Source organism: Rhodopila globiformis, from assembly GCF_002937115.1.
GTDB lineage: Bacteria > Pseudomonadota > Alphaproteobacteria > Acetobacterales > Acetobacteraceae > Rhodopila > Rhodopila globiformis.
In genome coordinates this window covers 1-16,514 of sequence record NZ_NHRY01000135.1, presented here as the reverse complement: position 1 = coordinate 16,514, position 16,514 = coordinate 1, and the positions used below count along the sequence as shown (strand labels likewise).

The window sequence follows — 16,514 nt, the reverse complement described above, 5'->3', positions numbered from 1 at the left end:
CGCCGGCCAGCAGCGCGCCGGCGAAAACCGCCAGCGCACCGCGAAGAAACGAACGGGCCGTCGTCATTGGCCTATTTCGCATAGTGGAAGCCGGCCATCTGCAGTTCCGGCATGGTGCCGACCGCGCCGGGAGTCAGTACAACATCCGGAATGAGATGATTGGTCAGTTCCGCCGCGATGGCGTCCACGCCGAGCTTGTCGGGGTTGATATCCATGCCGTGCAGCTTCTCGGCCTGTTCCCAGATCGCGTTGTGGCAGGCCATGAACACCACGCCGCGGCGCATCAGTGCCGGAATGGTGTTGTCCTTCGGCGAGAACGCCCCGGTCGCATCCTGGATATTTTCCGGATTGGCACTGCCGGCCGCGGTCTCGACGATCAGCCGGTTGGTCTTGAACCGCTCGCCGGCCAGCCTGGTGAGCTGGTACTTGTCCCACATCGCCTGGTCGTACAGCGCGAGGTTGGCGCTGCTGTGGCACAGCGCCACGGCGAGGAAATCGGGATGCCGGAAGCCCCAGATCTGCACGTTCAGCGTGTTGCGCAGCAGGTTGAGCCACGGCCCGCCGATGTCGGTCATGTCCCAGGCCTGCTTCGGCTGCGGGCGATAGGCCATCACTTCCTTGAGCGCGGCGTCGTCCCACTGATCCGGGCTGGTAAGGATCATCGGCGCGGTCTTGAAATCGCGCCGCCGCGGCGCCTTGGCGAGGCGCGCCATCAGGTCCTTCAGGTGCGTGGCCCCCGCGGGCACCAGTTCCTTGCCTGGCGCGGCGGCCTGCGCCGGTGTGGCCAAACCGGCCGCGACGGCCCCGGCTGCCAGGCCCAGTGTGTGCAGTGCGGCACGACGATCCGTTTTCATGTCGGTATCTCTCCCTAATGCCAGCATGGCGGGTTTGGATGGGTGGTTGCGCTTTGTTGACGGATGCTAGACGGATTTGCCCCCGTTGAAAAGGCACTGTTGCGCCGGATTCCGGTTGCGGACGTGCGATTCCCGGGAACTGCCGCGCCGGTTACTTGGGGCATTGCGACTTTTCGGAAGCGGTCCCATTGGCGGCCGATCGTCACGGTTCCAGTAGAAGTCAGTCATGACATCCCTCCGCTGCGGTGCCGCGAAGCGCCTGGTCCGCCGCCCTTGCCAGGTCGTCCGGCGTGAAGCCGAGGCAGGTGGCGCTCCGGCTGGCCAGCAGGTGCCGGATGGCGTGCGGCGCGTCGGCGGCGGGGCTGCCGCGCAGGCTTGCTTCCAGGTCGTAAATGATCCGTGGCGGCGTAACGAAGAAATCGCCGGTGATCAGCGCTTCCCGGATCAGGCCGCGATCCGGCCCTTCCAGGCGGAAATCGACCCGCAGGCGGCCGCCGGCGGTGGCAAGCTCGGCGCTGGCATGCGGCGCCGCGGGCGCTTTTGGTCCGTGCACGAAATCCTCGGTGCCGATCTCGTCCTGCAGCAGGGCGGCGGCGCGTGCTTCCTCCTGCTGTCCGATGCCGCCAAGCTGGAGTGTCAGGCCAAGGTTGTCGGCGAAGCCGCGCAGCAGCGCCGCCTTGGCGTCGGCCGGCGCGACCGGCCGGCCCAGCGCCTGGTTCAGGCCGATCATGCGTGCCGCGGCTTCGGTGAGTGCCCGCTTGGCGAGCTTGGCGGCGGGTACGCGCAGGGCGTGCGTCATCCGCGCGGCGTCGCAGTCGAGCAGCACGGTGCCCTGGTAGAACAGCGTATCATTATCAAAGAAACCACCGGTTCCGCCGACCTTGCGGCCGTCGATTTCCAGGTCGTTGCGCGGGCGGTAGTGGACGGGAATCCCCAGTTGCGACAGCCCGGCGGCGGCGGCTTCGCAGATGCGCCGCGCCGCGTCGGCCAGGTCGCGCACGCCCAGGGCGGCGCGGTTGAACACCAGTTCCCAGCCGAACTGCGACGGATCGAGGTACAGCGCGCCGCCGCCGGTGACCCGCCGGCCGACCTCCACGCCGTGTTCGGCGCAGTAGTCCAGGTCCACCTCCTCGGCCAGGTTCTGGTGGCGCCCGACCAGCACGCAGGGGGAAAACTGCAGGAAGCGGATCGTATCAGGAATGCGCCGTTCCACGTGCAGTTCGATCAGCGCCTGGTCGAACGCCATGTTGGCGCGGCCGCCGCGCTGCCCGGTGTCGATGACGCGGAACACCAACCCCGGCGCGCTCATGATCGGCGAGCCCGCAGTTGCGCCCGGATCCGGCGCAGGTCGTTGCCGTTCGGCGTGAACGGATAGGAGGCGATGTCGCGCGGCGGCGAATCGCCATAGGGGCGGTCGCAGGCCGAAACGTCCTCGGCCTCCTGTCCCGGACAGCCCGAGGTGCGAAAGGCGATGCCGGCGTCGACGATGGCGTCGAGTTCGTCGCGCGGCACCCCGAAATCGGCCAGCCGGCCGGTTTCGTCGAAGCGCATCTGCTCGACGCGGCGGGCGCGGTAGTCGATCAGGTAGCGGGCGAGCTGCACGCGGCGCCATTGCGGACGCGCCACGGCCGGCAGATGGTCCATCAGCGAGCCGGATTCGGGGAAGAAGGCGAACATGTGCGAATGGCCGCCCATGTCGCGCAGGCGCTGCACCAGGGCGAGCATGTCGCGCTCGGTCTCTCCCATGCCGGCGATCAGGTGCGCGCCGAAATGACCGGGGCCGAAGATTTCCGCGGCGGCGTTCAGGATTTCCCAGTACTTGTCCCAGCTGTGCGGCGACTGCACGCCGCGGCCGCGGGTGCGGTCAAAGATTTCCGGCGTTGCCGCGTCCAGCGCCACGGTGAAGATGTCGGCGCCGAGGTCCTTCAGCGCCTGCACGTCCTGGCGCGTCATGGTGGTGGGGTTCGACAGGATCGACACCGGAATGTGCGGAATACGCTCGGTCCAGCGGCGCAGCACCACGCGGGCATCGGCATCCGAATCGGGATGCGTGATCATGCTGATGCACATGCGGTGGAACCGGCCCTGGTCGCCGCCGCTGGCGACGATGTCGAGCACGTCGTCATACGGCACCGCCGGCCAGTCCACCCGGATAAAATTGCGGTCCGCATAGTCGCGCAACGATTCACGATGGCGCGCCAGGCCGCAATAGGCGCAGTTGGCGCGGCAGCCTTCCGGATACGTCAGCAGCAGATTGAGGCAGCGCGTGCAGCAGGTGCGGTGCATCATGCCCTGCATGACGCCGAGCGTGATGGCGGCGGCCGTGGACATCTGCACATAGGCGGGCGAGCGCATGTGCGGCGTCAGGATATTGTTGTTCGGCAGGTAAACACCCTGCGGCGCCTGGCCGCCGGCCTTCACCCGTCCGCCGTTGCGCGATTCGGCCGGCACGGGAGCCGGGTCGCGTGGCTGCATGGTCTCGGCGGCGTTGCTGTCGCCTGCGACGCGGCGCGGCGGTGCGGACATTTCAAAGCAACTCATGGTGACAACTCCGCCCAGTAAGCGTCATAGGCGATCCAGGCCCGGCGCAGGGCCGCCGCGTCCGCCCCGGAAGCAGCGAGTTCCCGCCGGCGATGCAGCGCCCGACTCAGGCTGGCATCGAAAAGATCGGCTTGTTCTTCAGCGTAATCTAACAGCGCTCCGGCGCGGCCGCCCAGCCACGCCGCCGCGGCGGCGCCGGCGAGCGCGCCCGACTGCACCGCGGAGGCAATCCCGGCGCCGCTGATCGGATGCGTCAGGCCCGCCGCATCGCCGGCGAGCAGCACCTGGACGCCGCCGAGCGCGCCCACCGGATGCAGCCGTCCGCTGACGGCGATAGGGCCGCCGGTCATGGCGCGAATGATCCCGCCGACGCGGCCTTGCGCGGCCAGCCTGTCATGCAGCGCCTGCAGCAGCAGCTTGAGCGAACCGCGGCTGGCCTGGTTCACGCCGATGCCGAGATTGCCGACCCTGCCTTTGGGAAACAACCAGCCATAGCCGCCGGGATAGGCGGCGCTGAGAAAAATGTCGGTTGCGTCCTGCGGTTCCGCCAGGTCGACGGCGATCTGCCGGGCCTCGACGAAATCGGTGTTGACCCGGCCGATCGCGGCGCCGACGCGCGAGCGGGGGCCGTCGGCGCCGATCAGCAGGCGCGGGCGGAACGAAACGTCGTTGATACGTACGCTGCCGTCCGGATCGACGCCGCCGAGCGGCGTGGCGAACCGGCAGATGGCGCCGGCGTCGCATGCCGCCCGCACCAGCCACGCATCGAACGCGGCGCGGTCCAGCATGCGGCCGGGAAACGGCGCCGTTTCGTCCGCCGCTGCCGCGTCCACCCGGGTGAGCATGCGAGAAGTCGTTTGCATCGTTACTGGCGCCAGATCGGGCAGTTCCTGGTCCAGCATGCGGGGCACGAGTTCGGCGCATTGCACCGGCCAGCCGGCGGTGGTGCGCCGATCGATGGCGAGCACGGTAAGTCCCGCGGCCGCCGCGGCCGCGGCCGCGCGGCTGCCGGCCGGGCCAAGCCCGACGACGATGACATCCGGCTGTGCCGGCCATAGTTTCATGCGCAGCCTCCGCGGCCGTTGAGGGAAATCGCGCAACAGGCGTGCTCCTGCTCCACCGGCCTGCCGATGGCCCGCGCGAGGGCGACGACGCCTTCTGCCGGATAGGCGATGCCGTCGAAGCCGGCCATGACGGCATAGGCGTCTGTGACCATCTTGTGGCTGCCGGCCGGGCGCGCGCAGCCGAGTTGCACGGGGACGCCGTGCAGGCGCTGGCGCGCGGCGACGAAAACCGATGCCGCTTCCTCGGGCGGCACCGTGCGGAACGGCTTGTCCGCCGGCGCATAGAACGGCATCACAACGACAAGCACGAGGGCGACGACAGGGTGGCGGGCGACGATGTCCACCGCGTTCGCTTCGCCTTTCAATTGGCCGTAGTGCAGGCCGATGACGATGTGCGGCACCACCTGCATGCGGGTTTCGCACAGCGCGGCGAGGGTCGATTCGAAATCGGCGACCGGGCGGTCGAGGTGATAGACCGCGCGAATCGTCTCGTCGGCGCCGATGACGTCGATCATTGCGACGTCGACGCCGGCGTTCGCCATTGCCTGCGCGCGGCTGCGGTCCAGCAGGCCGCTGTGCATGCCGATCCTGAGGTGCGGAAAATCGCGCTTCAGCCGTTCGACGACGGGGTAATAACGGTCATAAGGCACTTCGTTCCGGCGGTTGGAGCCGCCGGATAGCAGGAATCCCTGCAGGCCGCGCAGCCGCACCATGTCGCGCACCGTGCGTTCGAACTGAGCCGGATCACCGGTTGGGATCATCGGTTCGAGGATTTTTGCCTGGCAATGGTCGCAGTTCAGCGCGCAGGCGCCGCCGGTGACCGAGAAGGCGGGGAACGCATCGCGACCACAGGGCTTGAGTTCCTCGTTGGCGTAGGCCCGGAAACTCGGCGTGTAGAGCTTCAGCGGCGGCAGCTTGTGATGGCGTGCCTCGGCCTCCAGGGCCGATACGAGCCTGGGGTCGAGACTGAGGTCTTCCAGCGCCTCGATACCGGCGATCGTGTCGGTCCAGCTCATGGCGCGCGGCTTCCGGCATCAACAGGGACGTTACATCGGCGATGCGTGGCGCTATGATGCGGCCGCGAATGCCAAATGAGGTCCGGATGCGAACGATCTGCGTTGTCCAGCACACGAATTCCGAGCATCTCGGCCTGATGGAGGATCATTTCGAAAACCGGACGATCCGGTTCCGCTACGTGCGCCCGTTCACGGCCGGCGGGGCACTGCCGAGGGACGGCGCCGGTTTCGATGGGCTGGTTCTGCTGGGCGCGGCGCCTTTCGGCGTGGTGACCGGCGAACTCATGCCGGGCATGATGGCGGAGCTGCGCCTGGCCGCGGATTTCCTGGCACGGGGCAAGCCGGTGATTGGCCTGTCCACCGGCGCCATCCTGCTGGCGGTGGCTGCCGGCGGCGGCGCCCTGGACACGCCGCTGCAGCTGCAGGCGGGCGTGGCCCGGCGCACGGTGCAGGATGCGCTCGGCGGGCATCTGCCGGCGGAAATGCCGTATATTCAGTGCCTGCGCGACCGCCCGGTGCTGCCGGCGGACGCCACCGTCCTGGCGATGGGGGATGACGATGCACCGGCGGTGTTTCGTGTGCGCGGCAATTGCCTTGGCTTCACGTTCCATCCCGGCCTGAAGAGCGCCATGCTCGAGGACCTGATCATGGAATTCGATTCCATGCCGGACGACTGCTCTGTTGCGCTGCAACAACTGCGCCTGCGGCAGCCGGCGATGGCGGCCGCGCTGAGCGAGGTGATGATTGGAATCGTCAAGATCACTGGCCTGATGGCCGATCCCTGAATGGCGTCCAGCCTGCATCGACGTCCTCCCTGGCGTCCGGTTATATTCAATTATGCGCAACATGTGAAGCACGTACTCTGCTTGCGGAAGCAATCCCGGCAGCGGACGCTGGGCTGCCGGAGCACGTTGTTGCGAATATTCGAATATAACGTATGTGCTGGTTCTTACTTTTTCGTCACCTTTGGCGCGGATAGTACGTTCCCGGACGCCTGCGGGCGCCTGCTTTGCGTGGGAAACGATTATTTATGCGCATATTTGAATGTTAGTGCTTGACTTGCTCCGCGGCCCAAGTCAGCTTTGAGTCAAAGGTTGCCATGTAAGAATGGTGCAGTGGGAGCGATCCGTTGGCAAACAAGCTTCTTATCGTGATGGTCAATACCGATCCGCGCAATGGCGAGGAACTGGGCGCGCCGTTCTTCCAGGCGACGGTCGCCGCCGCCATGGATTACCAGGTGGAGGTGATCTGCACCGCCACCTCCGGCCGCCTTATGAAAAAGGGCGTGGCGGAAAAGCTTTTCGTCAAGGAGGGCTCGCCGAAGTCGGTCTACGACTTCATCAAGGATGCGCACGAGGCGGGGGCGAAGTTCCTGTGCTGCTCGCCGAACCTCGACCTGTTCGACATGACCGAGGACGACCTTATTCCCGAGTGCAGCGGCATCGTCGGCGGGGCGTACCTCATCGAGCAGGTCATGGAAGACGAAGGCACCAAAGTACTCACCTATTAGGGCGACGCGGGCATGACAACAACGCTGAAGGCGCCGACGCCGATCGGCGATCCGTTGAACGGGTCGGCTGCGGTATCCTATGAGAAACTGGAGGCGATATTCGACGACATCCGGTCGCATCCGCTGTACGACCACGAGCTGAACGGCTGCCTCAATTGCGGCATCTGCACCGCGACCTGCCCTTCGGCGCAGTATTATGACTATTCGCCGCGCGAAATCGTTCAGCTGCTCTGGACGGAAAACCTGGAAGGCATCTACGATGCCATGCAGGAAAAGATCTGGGCCTGCGCGCAGTGCTATACCTGCGCCGCGCGCTGCCCGTTCCAGAATTCGCCCGGCGGCCTGGTCATGATCATGCGTGAGGCGGCGATCAAGCACGGTTTGCAGTCGGTGAAGGACGTGCTGAGGCCGTTCACCCGGGTGATGCTGAAGGTGATCTCCACCGGCAACCAGCTGGCGCCGAACATGATCACCCCCCAGGCATTCCCGGACTGGGGGCCGAACATCAGCAAGATCGACGCGCCGCTGACTGTGCTGCGCAAGGCGATTCCGGTGCCGACGCTGCACACGCTGGACACGGCCTGGATCGTCAATCTCAAGACGTCCATCGAACTCTATACGATCTGGGAAGAAACCGGCGTGCTGCAACAGCTCGAAGTGGTGGACTCCAGCCTGTACGACGTGATCGTGGACGTGATGGACGAGAAGCGCAACGAATACCAGGACTGGCTCGACGAGCAGGACGAGGACTGAGGATCGCGCGGTGCGGAGAGAGAAAAAGATATGACGCACAAGGAACCAACGGGCGATTACAACGGCTTCGGCCCGGGATGGAAGGCCACCGGCCTGACGCCCGCCGAGGCACGCCGCGCCACCGACTGGGTGGAGGCGAAAATCGACCGCCGCGCCCTGCTGGTGAACAAGGATCGTGTCGAAGACATCCGCGAGCGGATGTGGGAGCTTGAAAAGGACGGCGAAATCGTCGTCCACCGCATCGGCGACCAGCACGAGCCGGTCGTGGCACGGACACTGTACGGCTGGGAAAAGAAGATCCCCACCAATTCCCTGTGGCATCACAAATCCTGCGGCCAGTGCGGCAACATTCCGGGCTATCCGTCGTCGATCCTGTGGCTGATGAACAAGTTCGGCATCCGCTACCTGGACGAAACGGACCAGACATCCTGCACCGCCTGGAACTACCACGGCTCGGGCATCGGCAACGTCGTCAGCCTTGCGGCCATATTCCTGCGGAATTTCCACCAGGCCTACGTCTCGGCGCAGGCGCAGGGGCTGCCGGTGGGCACGTACTATCCGCTGGTGCATTGCGGCACGTCGTTCGGAAACTATAAGGAAATGCGCATCTACCTGATGCACTCCGCCGAACTGCGGGAGCAGGTGCGCAAGATCCTGGGCAAGCTCGGGCGCCTGGTGGACGGCAAGCTGCTGATCCCCGAGGAGATCGTGCATTATTCCGAGTGGCTGCACGTCATGCGCCACCGCATCCGGGAACACCAGGTGGTGGACTGCGGCAATCTGCGCGCCACCATCCATCCGGCGTGCCACGTCTACAAGATGGTGCCGGAGGACGTGATCTATGACGACACCGTCATGGACGGCAACCGCGTCGCGGTTTCCACCGGCCTGATGCAGACCCTGGGCGCGCAGGTGATCGACTATTCCACCTGGTACGATTGTTGCGGCTTCGGCTTCCGCCACATCATCGGCGAGCGCGAGTTTACCCGCTCGTTCGCCATCGACCGCAAGATCAAGGTCGCGGTCGACGAAGCGCGGTCCGACGTCATGATCGGGCACGACACCGGCTGCATCACCACGCTCGACAAGAACCAGTGGATCGGCCGGGCGGTGGACAAGGTCTACGAACTTCCGGTGATGGCCGATTGCCAGTTCGCCGCGCTGGCCTGCGGTGCGCATCCGTACAAGCTGGCGCAGCTGCACTGGCATGCTTCGCCGTTCGAAACGTTGCTGGAAAAGCTCGGCATCGACTGGCAGCAGGCGAAGGCGGAATTCGAATCCTACCTCAAGGACGTCGCCGACGGTCGCTTCGAGACACTTTACGATCCAAAGCGTGCGATTACCTCCGGCCCCGGATTCGTGCGTCAGCAGGGAGATCAAGCGGCATGAGCGAAAGCAGGGTTCTCGTCGTCGGCTCCGGGCCGGCGGGTCTGTCGGCGGCGCACGCACTGGCCGCGGCCGGAAGCCGCGTGACACTCGTGGAAAAAGCCGATCGGCTTGGCGGCGCGCCGATTCTGTCGGGATACGCACGGCTTGTGCCGTCGCACGAATGGGCGCGCGACGCCATCGGCGGCATGGTGGCGCGGGTGGAAGGCAACCAGCGGATCGACATCCACCGTTCGGCAGTCGTCGAAAACTTTGAAGGCTCGCTTGGCAATTTCCGCGCGAAACTGTCGAACGGCCAGGTGATCGGCGCCGACGCCGCGGTGCTGTGCACCGGCTTCACGCACTTCGATTCCGTCAGCAAGCCGGAATGGGGCTTCGGCATCTATCCCGACGTGGTAACGACAGTGCAGGTGGAGCAGATGTTCTCCTCCGGCGCCGGCGTGCGCTGCCCGTCGGATGGCCGCGTCCCCGATCGCGTGGCGATCCTGCTGTGCGTCGGCTCCCGCGATCGGCAGATCGGGCGGGAATGGTGCTCGAAGATCTGCTGCACCGTGTCGGCCAACATCGCCATGGAAATCCGCGAGGCGCTGCCGAAAAGCAGTGTCTATATCTACTACATGGACGTGCGCACCTTCGGCCTGTACGAAGGCCCCTATTACTGGGAAAGCCAGGAGGAGCACCGGGTCAAGTACATCAAGGCGCGCATCGCCGAGGTTGCCTCGGACGGCAAGCGGCTGATCCTGAAGGGCGAAGATACGCTGGTAAAACGGCCGATCACCATACCGTTCGACATGGTGGTGCAGGCCGTCGGCATGGATCCGAACGTCGACAACGTGCACATCGCCTCGGTGTTCGGCATTCAGCTCGACAAATACGGCTATGTCCGCAAGGCGCCGGTGTACAGCGCGGCCGGCGGAACCAGCCGTCCCGGCGTGTTCGTGGCCGGCGCCGCCACCGGCCCAGAAACGATCGACGATTCGATCGCGCAGGGACAATCCGCCGCCATCGCCGTCCTTGCGGCCATGCGCATGCCGGTCCAGGAAGCGGCCGAGTAACAGCGGGCCTCGCGCCGCAACGGGGAGGGCAAACGTGCCAATTCATGAAAAGTCTCTGATACGGCCGGAAAATATCATCCGGCACGAGAGCATGAATTTGCAGGGCGTGGACGTATCCGGTGACTGGAGCACCTTCATCGGGTCGCGCACGATCACCGACTACAACGAAGACATGCAGGACGAGATCGCCGCCCTGCCGGGCGGGGAGTATATCCACCGCTGCTGGCAATGCGGATCATGCACCAACACCTGTACGGTGAATGCCATCGAGGCACGCTTCAATCCGCGCTACTGGATCTACCTGATCCGTATCGGCCTGGAAGAAGAACTGTTGCGGGACAAGGACATCCTGTGGCAGTGCGTGTCCTGCAACAAATGCACCTATACCTGTCCGCGTGACGTGGTGCCGGAAGGCGTGATGAAGGCGACCGCGCACTGGCTGGAACTGAAGGGCCACACGCCGGATTCGCCGTCGACGATCTTCGACCGGGAGTTCTCCAACCAGATCTTCGCGACCGGCAAGGTCGAGGAAGGCCGCGTGCTCCGCCGCTTCTTCGCCAGCACTGGCCAGGCGCTGCGCCAGCCCTGGCTGGAATCAATGGTAATCGGCCTGGTTTCGCGCCTGCCGGTGAAAATGCTGCTCCGGCTTGGACTGTCTGCGGTGCTGCGGCCGAAGACGCGCAAATGGTCGAAGTCGCGCGCCGCGATCACGGATTACTTGCAGCAGCAAGGACGTGCCGAACGCAGGGCGCTGCACCTGTCGGCAGGGGAAGGAACGCACGTATGACGCAGGCGTATCAAAAGGTCGCCTATTATCCCGGCTGCGCCCTGGAAGGCACCGCGCACGCCTACGACCGCTCGACGCGCGCCGTCGCCAAGGCGCTCGGGCTGGAAATCGAGGAGCTGCAGAACTGGAACTGCTGCGGCGCCATGGAGGTGAAGAGTACCGACCCCAAGCTGCAGACCTATCTGTCGGCCCGCAACCTGGGCATTGCCGCGAAGATGGGCCACACGGCGGTCATGGCGCCGTGCAACGGCTGTTACCACAACCTGAAAAAAGCCGAGTACGACCTGCGGAACGATCCGGCCAGCATCGAGACGGAGAAACGGATTTCCACCAAGGCGGGCCACGCTTCTTATCAGCCCGGCACGGTCGAAACCATCCATGCCCTGGACTGGATCAAGAAAGCCATCGGCGAAGACGGGCTGCGGGCGCGGGTGAAGAAGTCGCTCTCCGGCCTGAAGGTGGCGAATTATTACGGCTGCATGTACTCCCGGCCGCGCCACATCTTCCCCGAAAAGGACAAGGGGCCGGGCAGCGAATCGACGCTGAAGCCGCACTTCATGGACGACGTGCTGGGCGCGGCGGGGGCCGTGAACGTGGAGTTTCCGCTGAAGACCGCGTGCTGCGGTGGCGCTCACACGCTGTCGGACTCCGACACCTCTACGCGGTTGGTGCTGAACATTCTCACCACCGCCGACGCGTGCGGCGCCGACGTCATCGCCACCGAATGCGCGACCTGCCACAGCGGGCTGGAAATGCACCAGAGCCGCGGCGAGAAGGTGTTCGGCAAGAAGACGAACGTAAAGATCCTGTATTTCACGCAGCTTCTGGGCCTGGCCCTCGGGCTTTCCGCGCGGCAGGTCGGCGTGCACGAGAATTTCTCGGATTCCGTCGGCATGCTGCGTGCCCGCGGTCTGGGGTGATGGCGCATGGAACCCGCGGAACCGAAAGCCCCGGCGGCGGAGATCGCGACGCTGTTCGACGAACTGGACGACACGGCGGTCGTTCCGGTCCTGTTCGCAAGCGACGACGCCTTGCAGGCCGACCGCGACGCCATTTGCGTCCGGCTGCAGGCGGCGGCGGAACAGGCGCTGGAGCAATGGCTGCTGGCGCACCAGCGCGAGCCGACCCAGGGACGGCTCGAAGGCTACCGGCTGCTGGCCTTGCAGCGCCAGGGCGCGCGCGGCGATCCCAGCTTCAATGCATGCCGGGAGTCCTGCCGCGAATTGATTTATCACTGCAACATAAGTATCGTTGACAGTCAAAGTTCACCGACGCACCTGAGGTTCGCCGCCATGGTCTGCCGTCATCTGCTGTTGTTCATCAGTGGCAAGCTGCAGAACAGCGGGCTTGGCGAGTTCTGCTGCGCAGCCCGCCCGCTGCGGACCCAGGAAGCGCAGTAAGGAGGTTTGGAAATGGCGACCGTTCGTGGCTGCAATCTGCCGGACGATCTTCTCTACGACGTGGACAACAACATCTGGTACCGCAACAACGGCGACGGGACCTTTACGCTTGGCATGACGGCTGTTGCCGTCGCCATGGCCGGGCAGTTGGTGGCGTTCACGCCGCGCAAGGCGGGGCGTGCGGTGCAGGCAGGCAAGTCCTGCGCAACCATCGAATCCGGCAAATGGGTCGGCCCCGCAAAGGTCGCATTCGATGCGGAAGTAACCGAGGTGAACGACGCCATGGTCGCCAATCCCCGGCTTGCCAACAGCGATCCCTATGGCGAGGGCTGGATGCTCAAGGTCCGGCCGACCGCCGCGGGCGGCACCGACAAGCTCGTTCCGGGGTCGCAGGCTACGGCACCCTATGAAGCGAAGATGACGGCGGACAGCTTTGCCGGCTGTGCGCCCTGAAACACCGGCGTTTGGGGGGACCACTCACATGGCAAACGAAGAGTCCGGCAACGCCAAGCGGATGTCGATCATCGTCACCAAGGGCACGCTGGACTGGGCCTATCCGCCCTTCATCCTGGCCACCACGGCGGCGGCGATGGGGCTGGAGGTGACGATGTTCTTCACCTTCTACGGCCTTTCGCTGCTGAAGAAGAAGCTCGATCTGGGCATCTCCACGCTGGGCAATCCGGCAATGGAGATGCCGATGATGGGCATGCACATGAAGATGCCGAATATCGTTTCGATGCTGCCCGGCGTCGATTCCCTGGCGACCGGCATGATGAAAAGCATGATCGCGAAAAAGGGCGTCGCCAGCATCGAGGAACTGCGCATGGCCGCCATCGAATCGGACGTGAAAATGATCGCCTGCCAGATGACGATGGATCTGTTCGAGTACAAGCCGGAAGACATGATCGAGGGGCCGGTGCTGGGCGGCGCGGCCACCTACATCGAAACCGCGACCAAGTCGGAAATCAACCTTTACATCTGAGTGGGAGAGTCACATGGCCGATCAGGTGCTGGATGCCAAGGGGCTCAACTGCCCACTGCCGATCCTGCGCGCGCGCAAGGCGCTGGGCGCGATGAACAGCGGCGCGACGCTGGAAATTCTCGCAACCGATCCGGGATCGGTGAAGGACTTCGAGGCATTCTGCCGCACGACGGGCAACGAGCTGCTCAGCTCGGTCAACGACAACGGCGTGTTCCGCTTCGTCATCCGGCGCGCGGGCTGAAAGGGGGCAAACCCATCCATCACGCGGGAGAGGCCCCGTCCACCTGTATGGCTGCATTGCAACACAAGCACGGTGCCGCTCGGCTCAGAGCCGGGCGTCCGGCGTGGCTGGATCGGCGCGCCGCGCGGCGGACGTAGCCCGCGTGGCCGCTTGCCGGGTCCGCTGACGTGGCTTCGCCTTGCAGAACCGGCGGTGCAGCACGCCGATGACCTCGGTCGCCGTCTCGTCCGTCAGGCTGTAGTAGATCGTCTGCGCCTCCCGTCGCGTCTCCACGAGACCGCCCAGGCGCAGCCGTGAAAGCTGCTGCGACAGGTGCGGCTGGCGCATGTTGAGTTCCTCCTGAAGGTCGCCCACGGATTTCTCGCCCTCGATAAGGGAGCAGAGGATCATCAGGCGATGCTCATTCGCCAGCGATTTGAGAAAGCCGGCGGCGCGCCCGGCGTTCGGGCGCATGTCTCGGAGGTTCATGGCGACAGTCTAGCGCAATTGGTGCGCTCGGCAAGCACGGGAAATCAGCAGGCGCCTCGCTGTTTCAAGGGGGTAGGGCAGGGCCCCATAGGTATCAGGATAGGGCGTCCGGCGGAGCAAGAGCTTCTTCCTCACCGTCCTGGCCGGGCGTGTCCCGGCCATCCACCCCTCACCGTCATGGCCGGGACACGCCCGGCCAGGACGGTGAGGCAACGACCGCCTCGCACGCCGGACTGCAGGCGTTATCCTCCGGCCCCCTGTCCGCGGCAAGCCTGGCAGCGCCGGCGCTTTTTCCCGGCGCGGCCGGCCGCTTTCCCGAGGCGCCTCTTCGCCGGCGCCGGCAGGCCCGCAGTTCGACGTATTTCAGGCAGACCACCCGCAGGCACGACGCGAGGTTGCGGTCATTGACGACCTGGCAATGGTCGTGGATGCGCATGACCAGTCCGGCAAGGGTGGTGGCTTCGTCGTCGGCGATCATCTCCAGCACCAGCCAGAAGGCGCGCTCGATGCTGAGCGTGGTGGAGTGGCCGTGGATCCGGAACGACCGTTTCTCGGGCAGGTGTTCGTGGTTCTGCTCGCGGTCGCACCGCGCGAACATCGCATCCAGCGTCGTTCCGCCCGCGACCTCGGTGTGGTGCGGCAACTCCGGCATGCCCTGGCTCATGGCTTCCTCCCTGCCTTGCCGGCGTGTCCGCGGCCGCCCGCGGCGCAGTAATAAAACCAGTAGTAAACATATACTACCCGCAGAAACAATCCACCCCTAAGTTTCCGTAACAACGCGAGCCGATTGTCGCGAAATGGGAGGTAAACGGGGTCTCCGCCGCTGGCCGCGCGTGCCCTTTCACCTGACAACGGTGCCGAAACAACACGCGAACACACGGATCAGGAAACGCCATGAAGCTGAAGCTACGCCAGGTTGCCGCAATCAGTGCGCTGCTGATCGGTTCCGCCTTGTTGCCGAACGACGGGCAGGCCACCAACGGGTTTTTCTCGAACGGCTATGGCGGTCCGTCCAAGGCCTCGGCCGGGGCAGGGCTGACCATCGGCTCAAACCCGCTTGACCTCGCGCAGAACCCGGCCCTCGGCCTGGAGGTCGGCACCGTCGCCGGCCTGTGCTTCACGTCGTTCATGCCGCAGCGCAGCGTGAGCATCGGCAACGGCAACAGCCCCTTCGCGCCGCTTACGCCGGGCACCTTCAACAGCAAGAATCCTTACTTCCCCATTCTGTGCGGCGGCTACAACAACCGGATCAGCGACACCACCTCGATCGGCCTGATCACCTTCGCCAACGGCGGCATGGACGTGCACTATGGCGAGCCGCTGTTCGGTGGGCGCGTTGGCTTCAGCACCGCCAACACGGCGATCGACATGGGCCAGCAGTTCATCGCCCTGAACGTTTCGCACCGGGTCAGCGACACCGTCACCGTCGGTTTCGCGCCGGTGTTCGCGATGCAGCGGCTCTCGGCGACCGGCCTGGAGATGTTCGGGCCGCTGTCGCAGGCGCCGCAGGACCTGACCGGCAAGGGCTACAACTGGTCGTTCGGCGGCGGCTTCAAGGCCGGCCTGCTGTGGCAGGCGCAGCCCTGGCTGGACGTCGGCCTTGCCTACCAGTCCGAGATGTACATGTCGAAGTTCAACAGCTACCGCGGCCTGTTCGCCGGCGGCGGCTCCCTCAACATCCCGCCCACGCTGTCGTTCGGCGTTGGCATCAAGCCGATGCCCGGGGTGACGTTGCTGCTGGAGTACGAGCGCATCTTCTTCGGCGCCATCCCGTCCGTCGCCAACAGTGGCAGCTGGCCGTTCCAGGGACTTATTGGCGCCAGCAACGGCCCCGGCTTCGGCTGGCAGGACGTCAACATCTTCCGCATTGGCGCCCGATGGAACGTGACTCCGGCGCTGACGCTGCGGACCGGGGTCAGCTATGCCACCCCGTCGATCAGCAGTTCCTCGCAGGTAATGTTCAACATCCTGGCACCGGCGGTGGTTTCCACGCACGTCGCGTTCGGCCTCAGCTACAAGCTGTCGAAGCACTGGGGCTGGACGATTGCCTATATGCATGCATTCGAGAATTCGCTGTCGGGCTATGCGCCGACGGCATTCGGCGGGAACCCGATCACGCTGCGGATGTCGCAGGACGAGGTCGCCACCGGCTTTTCCTATCGCTTCTGACCGTGCGGGGGGCGCGGAACGGGCGAACCCACGGCGCTGTCTGCAACGCCACCGCCGGCTTCGGGCGAGGGCTTGCGGCAGCGAACAATAACCGTCCGCCCACGGTGATCGCGGCCTGCCTCCCGGACAGGAGGCAGGCTGTTCCGGCATCGGTCATCGTACAGGGCAATCGCACTTCAGAATAGTGCCAGGAGGCGAGCGAGATAGGCGTTGTCCCAGGCGGCCTTCTGGAACTTGCCGCGCAAGGCGTCCTTGTCGCCGTTCGTCTGCATGACATTGATGGCCATG

19 protein-coding genes are annotated in these 16,514 nt (G+C 65.2%); 12 read left to right on the top strand and 7 right to left on the bottom strand.

Annotation, left to right across the window (positions count from 1 at the left end; all coding sequences use genetic code 11):
• Positions 1-71: 71 nt before the first annotated feature.
• From tetH to CCS01_RS13200, 5 genes are all read right to left on the bottom strand, one after another.
• Complete coding sequence (tetH, locus tag CCS01_RS13220) at positions 72-854, bottom strand: thiosulfate dehydrogenase (protein ID WP_104519285.1); 783 nt, start codon at positions 852-854, stop codon at positions 72-74.
• Positions 855-1,074: 220 nt separating this feature from the next.
• A complete protein-coding gene (locus CCS01_RS13215) occupies positions 1,075-2,163 on the bottom strand; it encodes a lipoate--protein ligase family protein (RefSeq protein ID WP_104519284.1) in 1,089 nt (362 codons plus the stop codon).
• Entirely contained in the window at positions 2,160-3,380 is a 1,221-nt protein-coding gene (locus CCS01_RS13210; RefSeq protein ID WP_204848253.1) for a radical SAM protein, read from the bottom strand. Before CCS01_RS13210 ends, CCS01_RS13215 begins: the two co-directional genes overlap by 4 nt.
• An 11-nt stretch (positions 3,381-3,391) precedes the next feature.
• The gene (locus CCS01_RS13205; protein ID WP_104519282.1) at positions 3,392-4,459 is read right to left on the bottom strand and encodes a geranylgeranyl reductase family protein; all 1,068 of its coding nucleotides are present in this window, start codon (positions 4,457-4,459) and stop codon (positions 3,392-3,394) included.
• Positions 4,456-5,475 (bottom strand): radical SAM protein, encoded by a 1,020-nt coding sequence (locus tag CCS01_RS13200; protein ID WP_104519281.1) that lies wholly within the window; start codon positions 5,473-5,475, stop codon positions 4,456-4,458. The genes CCS01_RS13205 and CCS01_RS13200 overlap by 4 nt, the downstream gene beginning before the upstream one ends.
• A gap of 86 nt (positions 5,476-5,561) precedes the next feature.
• On the opposite strand from CCS01_RS13200, the gene CCS01_RS13195 reads away from it, so the two are divergent.
• From CCS01_RS13195 to CCS01_RS13145, 11 genes are all read left to right on the top strand, one after another.
• Positions 5,562-6,260: a type 1 glutamine amidotransferase family protein gene (locus CCS01_RS13195; protein WP_104519280.1), complete on the top strand. Its 699-nt coding sequence runs from the start codon at positions 5,562-5,564 to the stop codon at positions 6,258-6,260.
• A gap of 344 nt (positions 6,261-6,604) precedes the next feature.
• Positions 6,605-6,985: a DsrE/DsrF/DrsH-like family protein gene (locus tag CCS01_RS13190; RefSeq protein WP_104519279.1), complete on the top strand. Its 381-nt coding sequence runs from the start codon at positions 6,605-6,607 to the stop codon at positions 6,983-6,985.
• Between the two features lie 12 nt (positions 6,986-6,997).
• Positions 6,998-7,738: a 4Fe-4S dicluster domain-containing protein gene (locus tag CCS01_RS13185; protein ID WP_204848252.1), complete on the top strand. Its 741-nt coding sequence runs from the start codon at positions 6,998-7,000 to the stop codon at positions 7,736-7,738.
• A gap of 30 nt (positions 7,739-7,768) precedes the next feature.
• Positions 7,769-9,127: a heterodisulfide reductase-related iron-sulfur binding cluster gene (locus CCS01_RS13180; protein WP_104519278.1), complete on the top strand. Its 1,359-nt coding sequence runs from the start codon at positions 7,769-7,771 to the stop codon at positions 9,125-9,127.
• A complete protein-coding gene (locus CCS01_RS13175) occupies positions 9,124-10,179 on the top strand; it encodes an FAD-dependent oxidoreductase (protein WP_104519277.1) in 1,056 nt (351 codons plus the stop codon). Before CCS01_RS13180 ends, CCS01_RS13175 begins: the two co-directional genes overlap by 4 nt.
• A 34-nt stretch (positions 10,180-10,213) precedes the next feature.
• Complete coding sequence (locus tag CCS01_RS13170) at positions 10,214-10,966, top strand: 4Fe-4S dicluster domain-containing protein (RefSeq protein ID WP_104519276.1); 753 nt, start codon at positions 10,214-10,216, stop codon at positions 10,964-10,966.
• Entirely contained in the window at positions 10,864-11,886 is a 1,023-nt protein-coding gene (locus CCS01_RS13165) for a CoB--CoM heterodisulfide reductase iron-sulfur subunit B family protein (RefSeq protein ID WP_204848251.1), read from the top strand. Before CCS01_RS13170 ends, CCS01_RS13165 begins: the two co-directional genes overlap by 103 nt.
• A 6-nt stretch (positions 11,887-11,892) precedes the next feature.
• Complete coding sequence (locus CCS01_RS13160) at positions 11,893-12,366, top strand: hypothetical protein (protein ID WP_104519274.1); 474 nt, start codon at positions 11,893-11,895, stop codon at positions 12,364-12,366.
• Between the two features lie 12 nt (positions 12,367-12,378).
• Positions 12,379-12,819 carry a glycine cleavage system protein H gene (locus CCS01_RS13155; protein ID WP_104519273.1) on the top strand — a complete coding sequence of 147 codons (441 nt, stop codon included), beginning with the start codon at positions 12,379-12,381 and terminating at the stop codon, positions 12,817-12,819.
• Between the two features lie 28 nt (positions 12,820-12,847).
• On the top strand, positions 12,848-13,348 hold the full coding sequence (gene dsrE2, locus CCS01_RS13150) for a sulfur carrier protein DsrE2 (protein WP_104519272.1): 501 nt from the start codon (positions 12,848-12,850) through the stop codon (positions 13,346-13,348).
• Between the two features lie 13 nt (positions 13,349-13,361).
• Complete coding sequence (locus tag CCS01_RS13145) at positions 13,362-13,589, top strand: sulfurtransferase TusA family protein (RefSeq protein WP_104519271.1); 228 nt, start codon at positions 13,362-13,364, stop codon at positions 13,587-13,589.
• Between the two features lie 84 nt (positions 13,590-13,673).
• On the opposite strand, the gene CCS01_RS13140 is transcribed toward CCS01_RS13145, so the two are convergent.
• Positions 13,674-14,042, bottom strand: coding sequence for a metalloregulator ArsR/SmtB family transcription factor (locus CCS01_RS13140; protein WP_239992145.1), 369 nt, complete (start codon positions 14,040-14,042; stop codon positions 13,674-13,676).
• A gap of 190 nt (positions 14,043-14,232) precedes the next feature.
• Positions 14,233-14,721: a ribbon-helix-helix domain-containing protein gene (locus CCS01_RS13135; protein ID WP_204848249.1), complete on the bottom strand. Its 489-nt coding sequence runs from the start codon at positions 14,719-14,721 to the stop codon at positions 14,233-14,235.
• Positions 14,722-14,951: 230 nt separating this feature from the next.
• Between CCS01_RS13135 and CCS01_RS13130 the strand changes: the two genes are divergently transcribed.
• The gene (locus CCS01_RS13130) at positions 14,952-16,226 is read left to right on the top strand and encodes an OmpP1/FadL family transporter (RefSeq protein ID WP_104519269.1); all 1,275 of its coding nucleotides are present in this window, start codon (positions 14,952-14,954) and stop codon (positions 16,224-16,226) included.
• Positions 16,227-16,514: the final 288 nt, after the last annotated feature.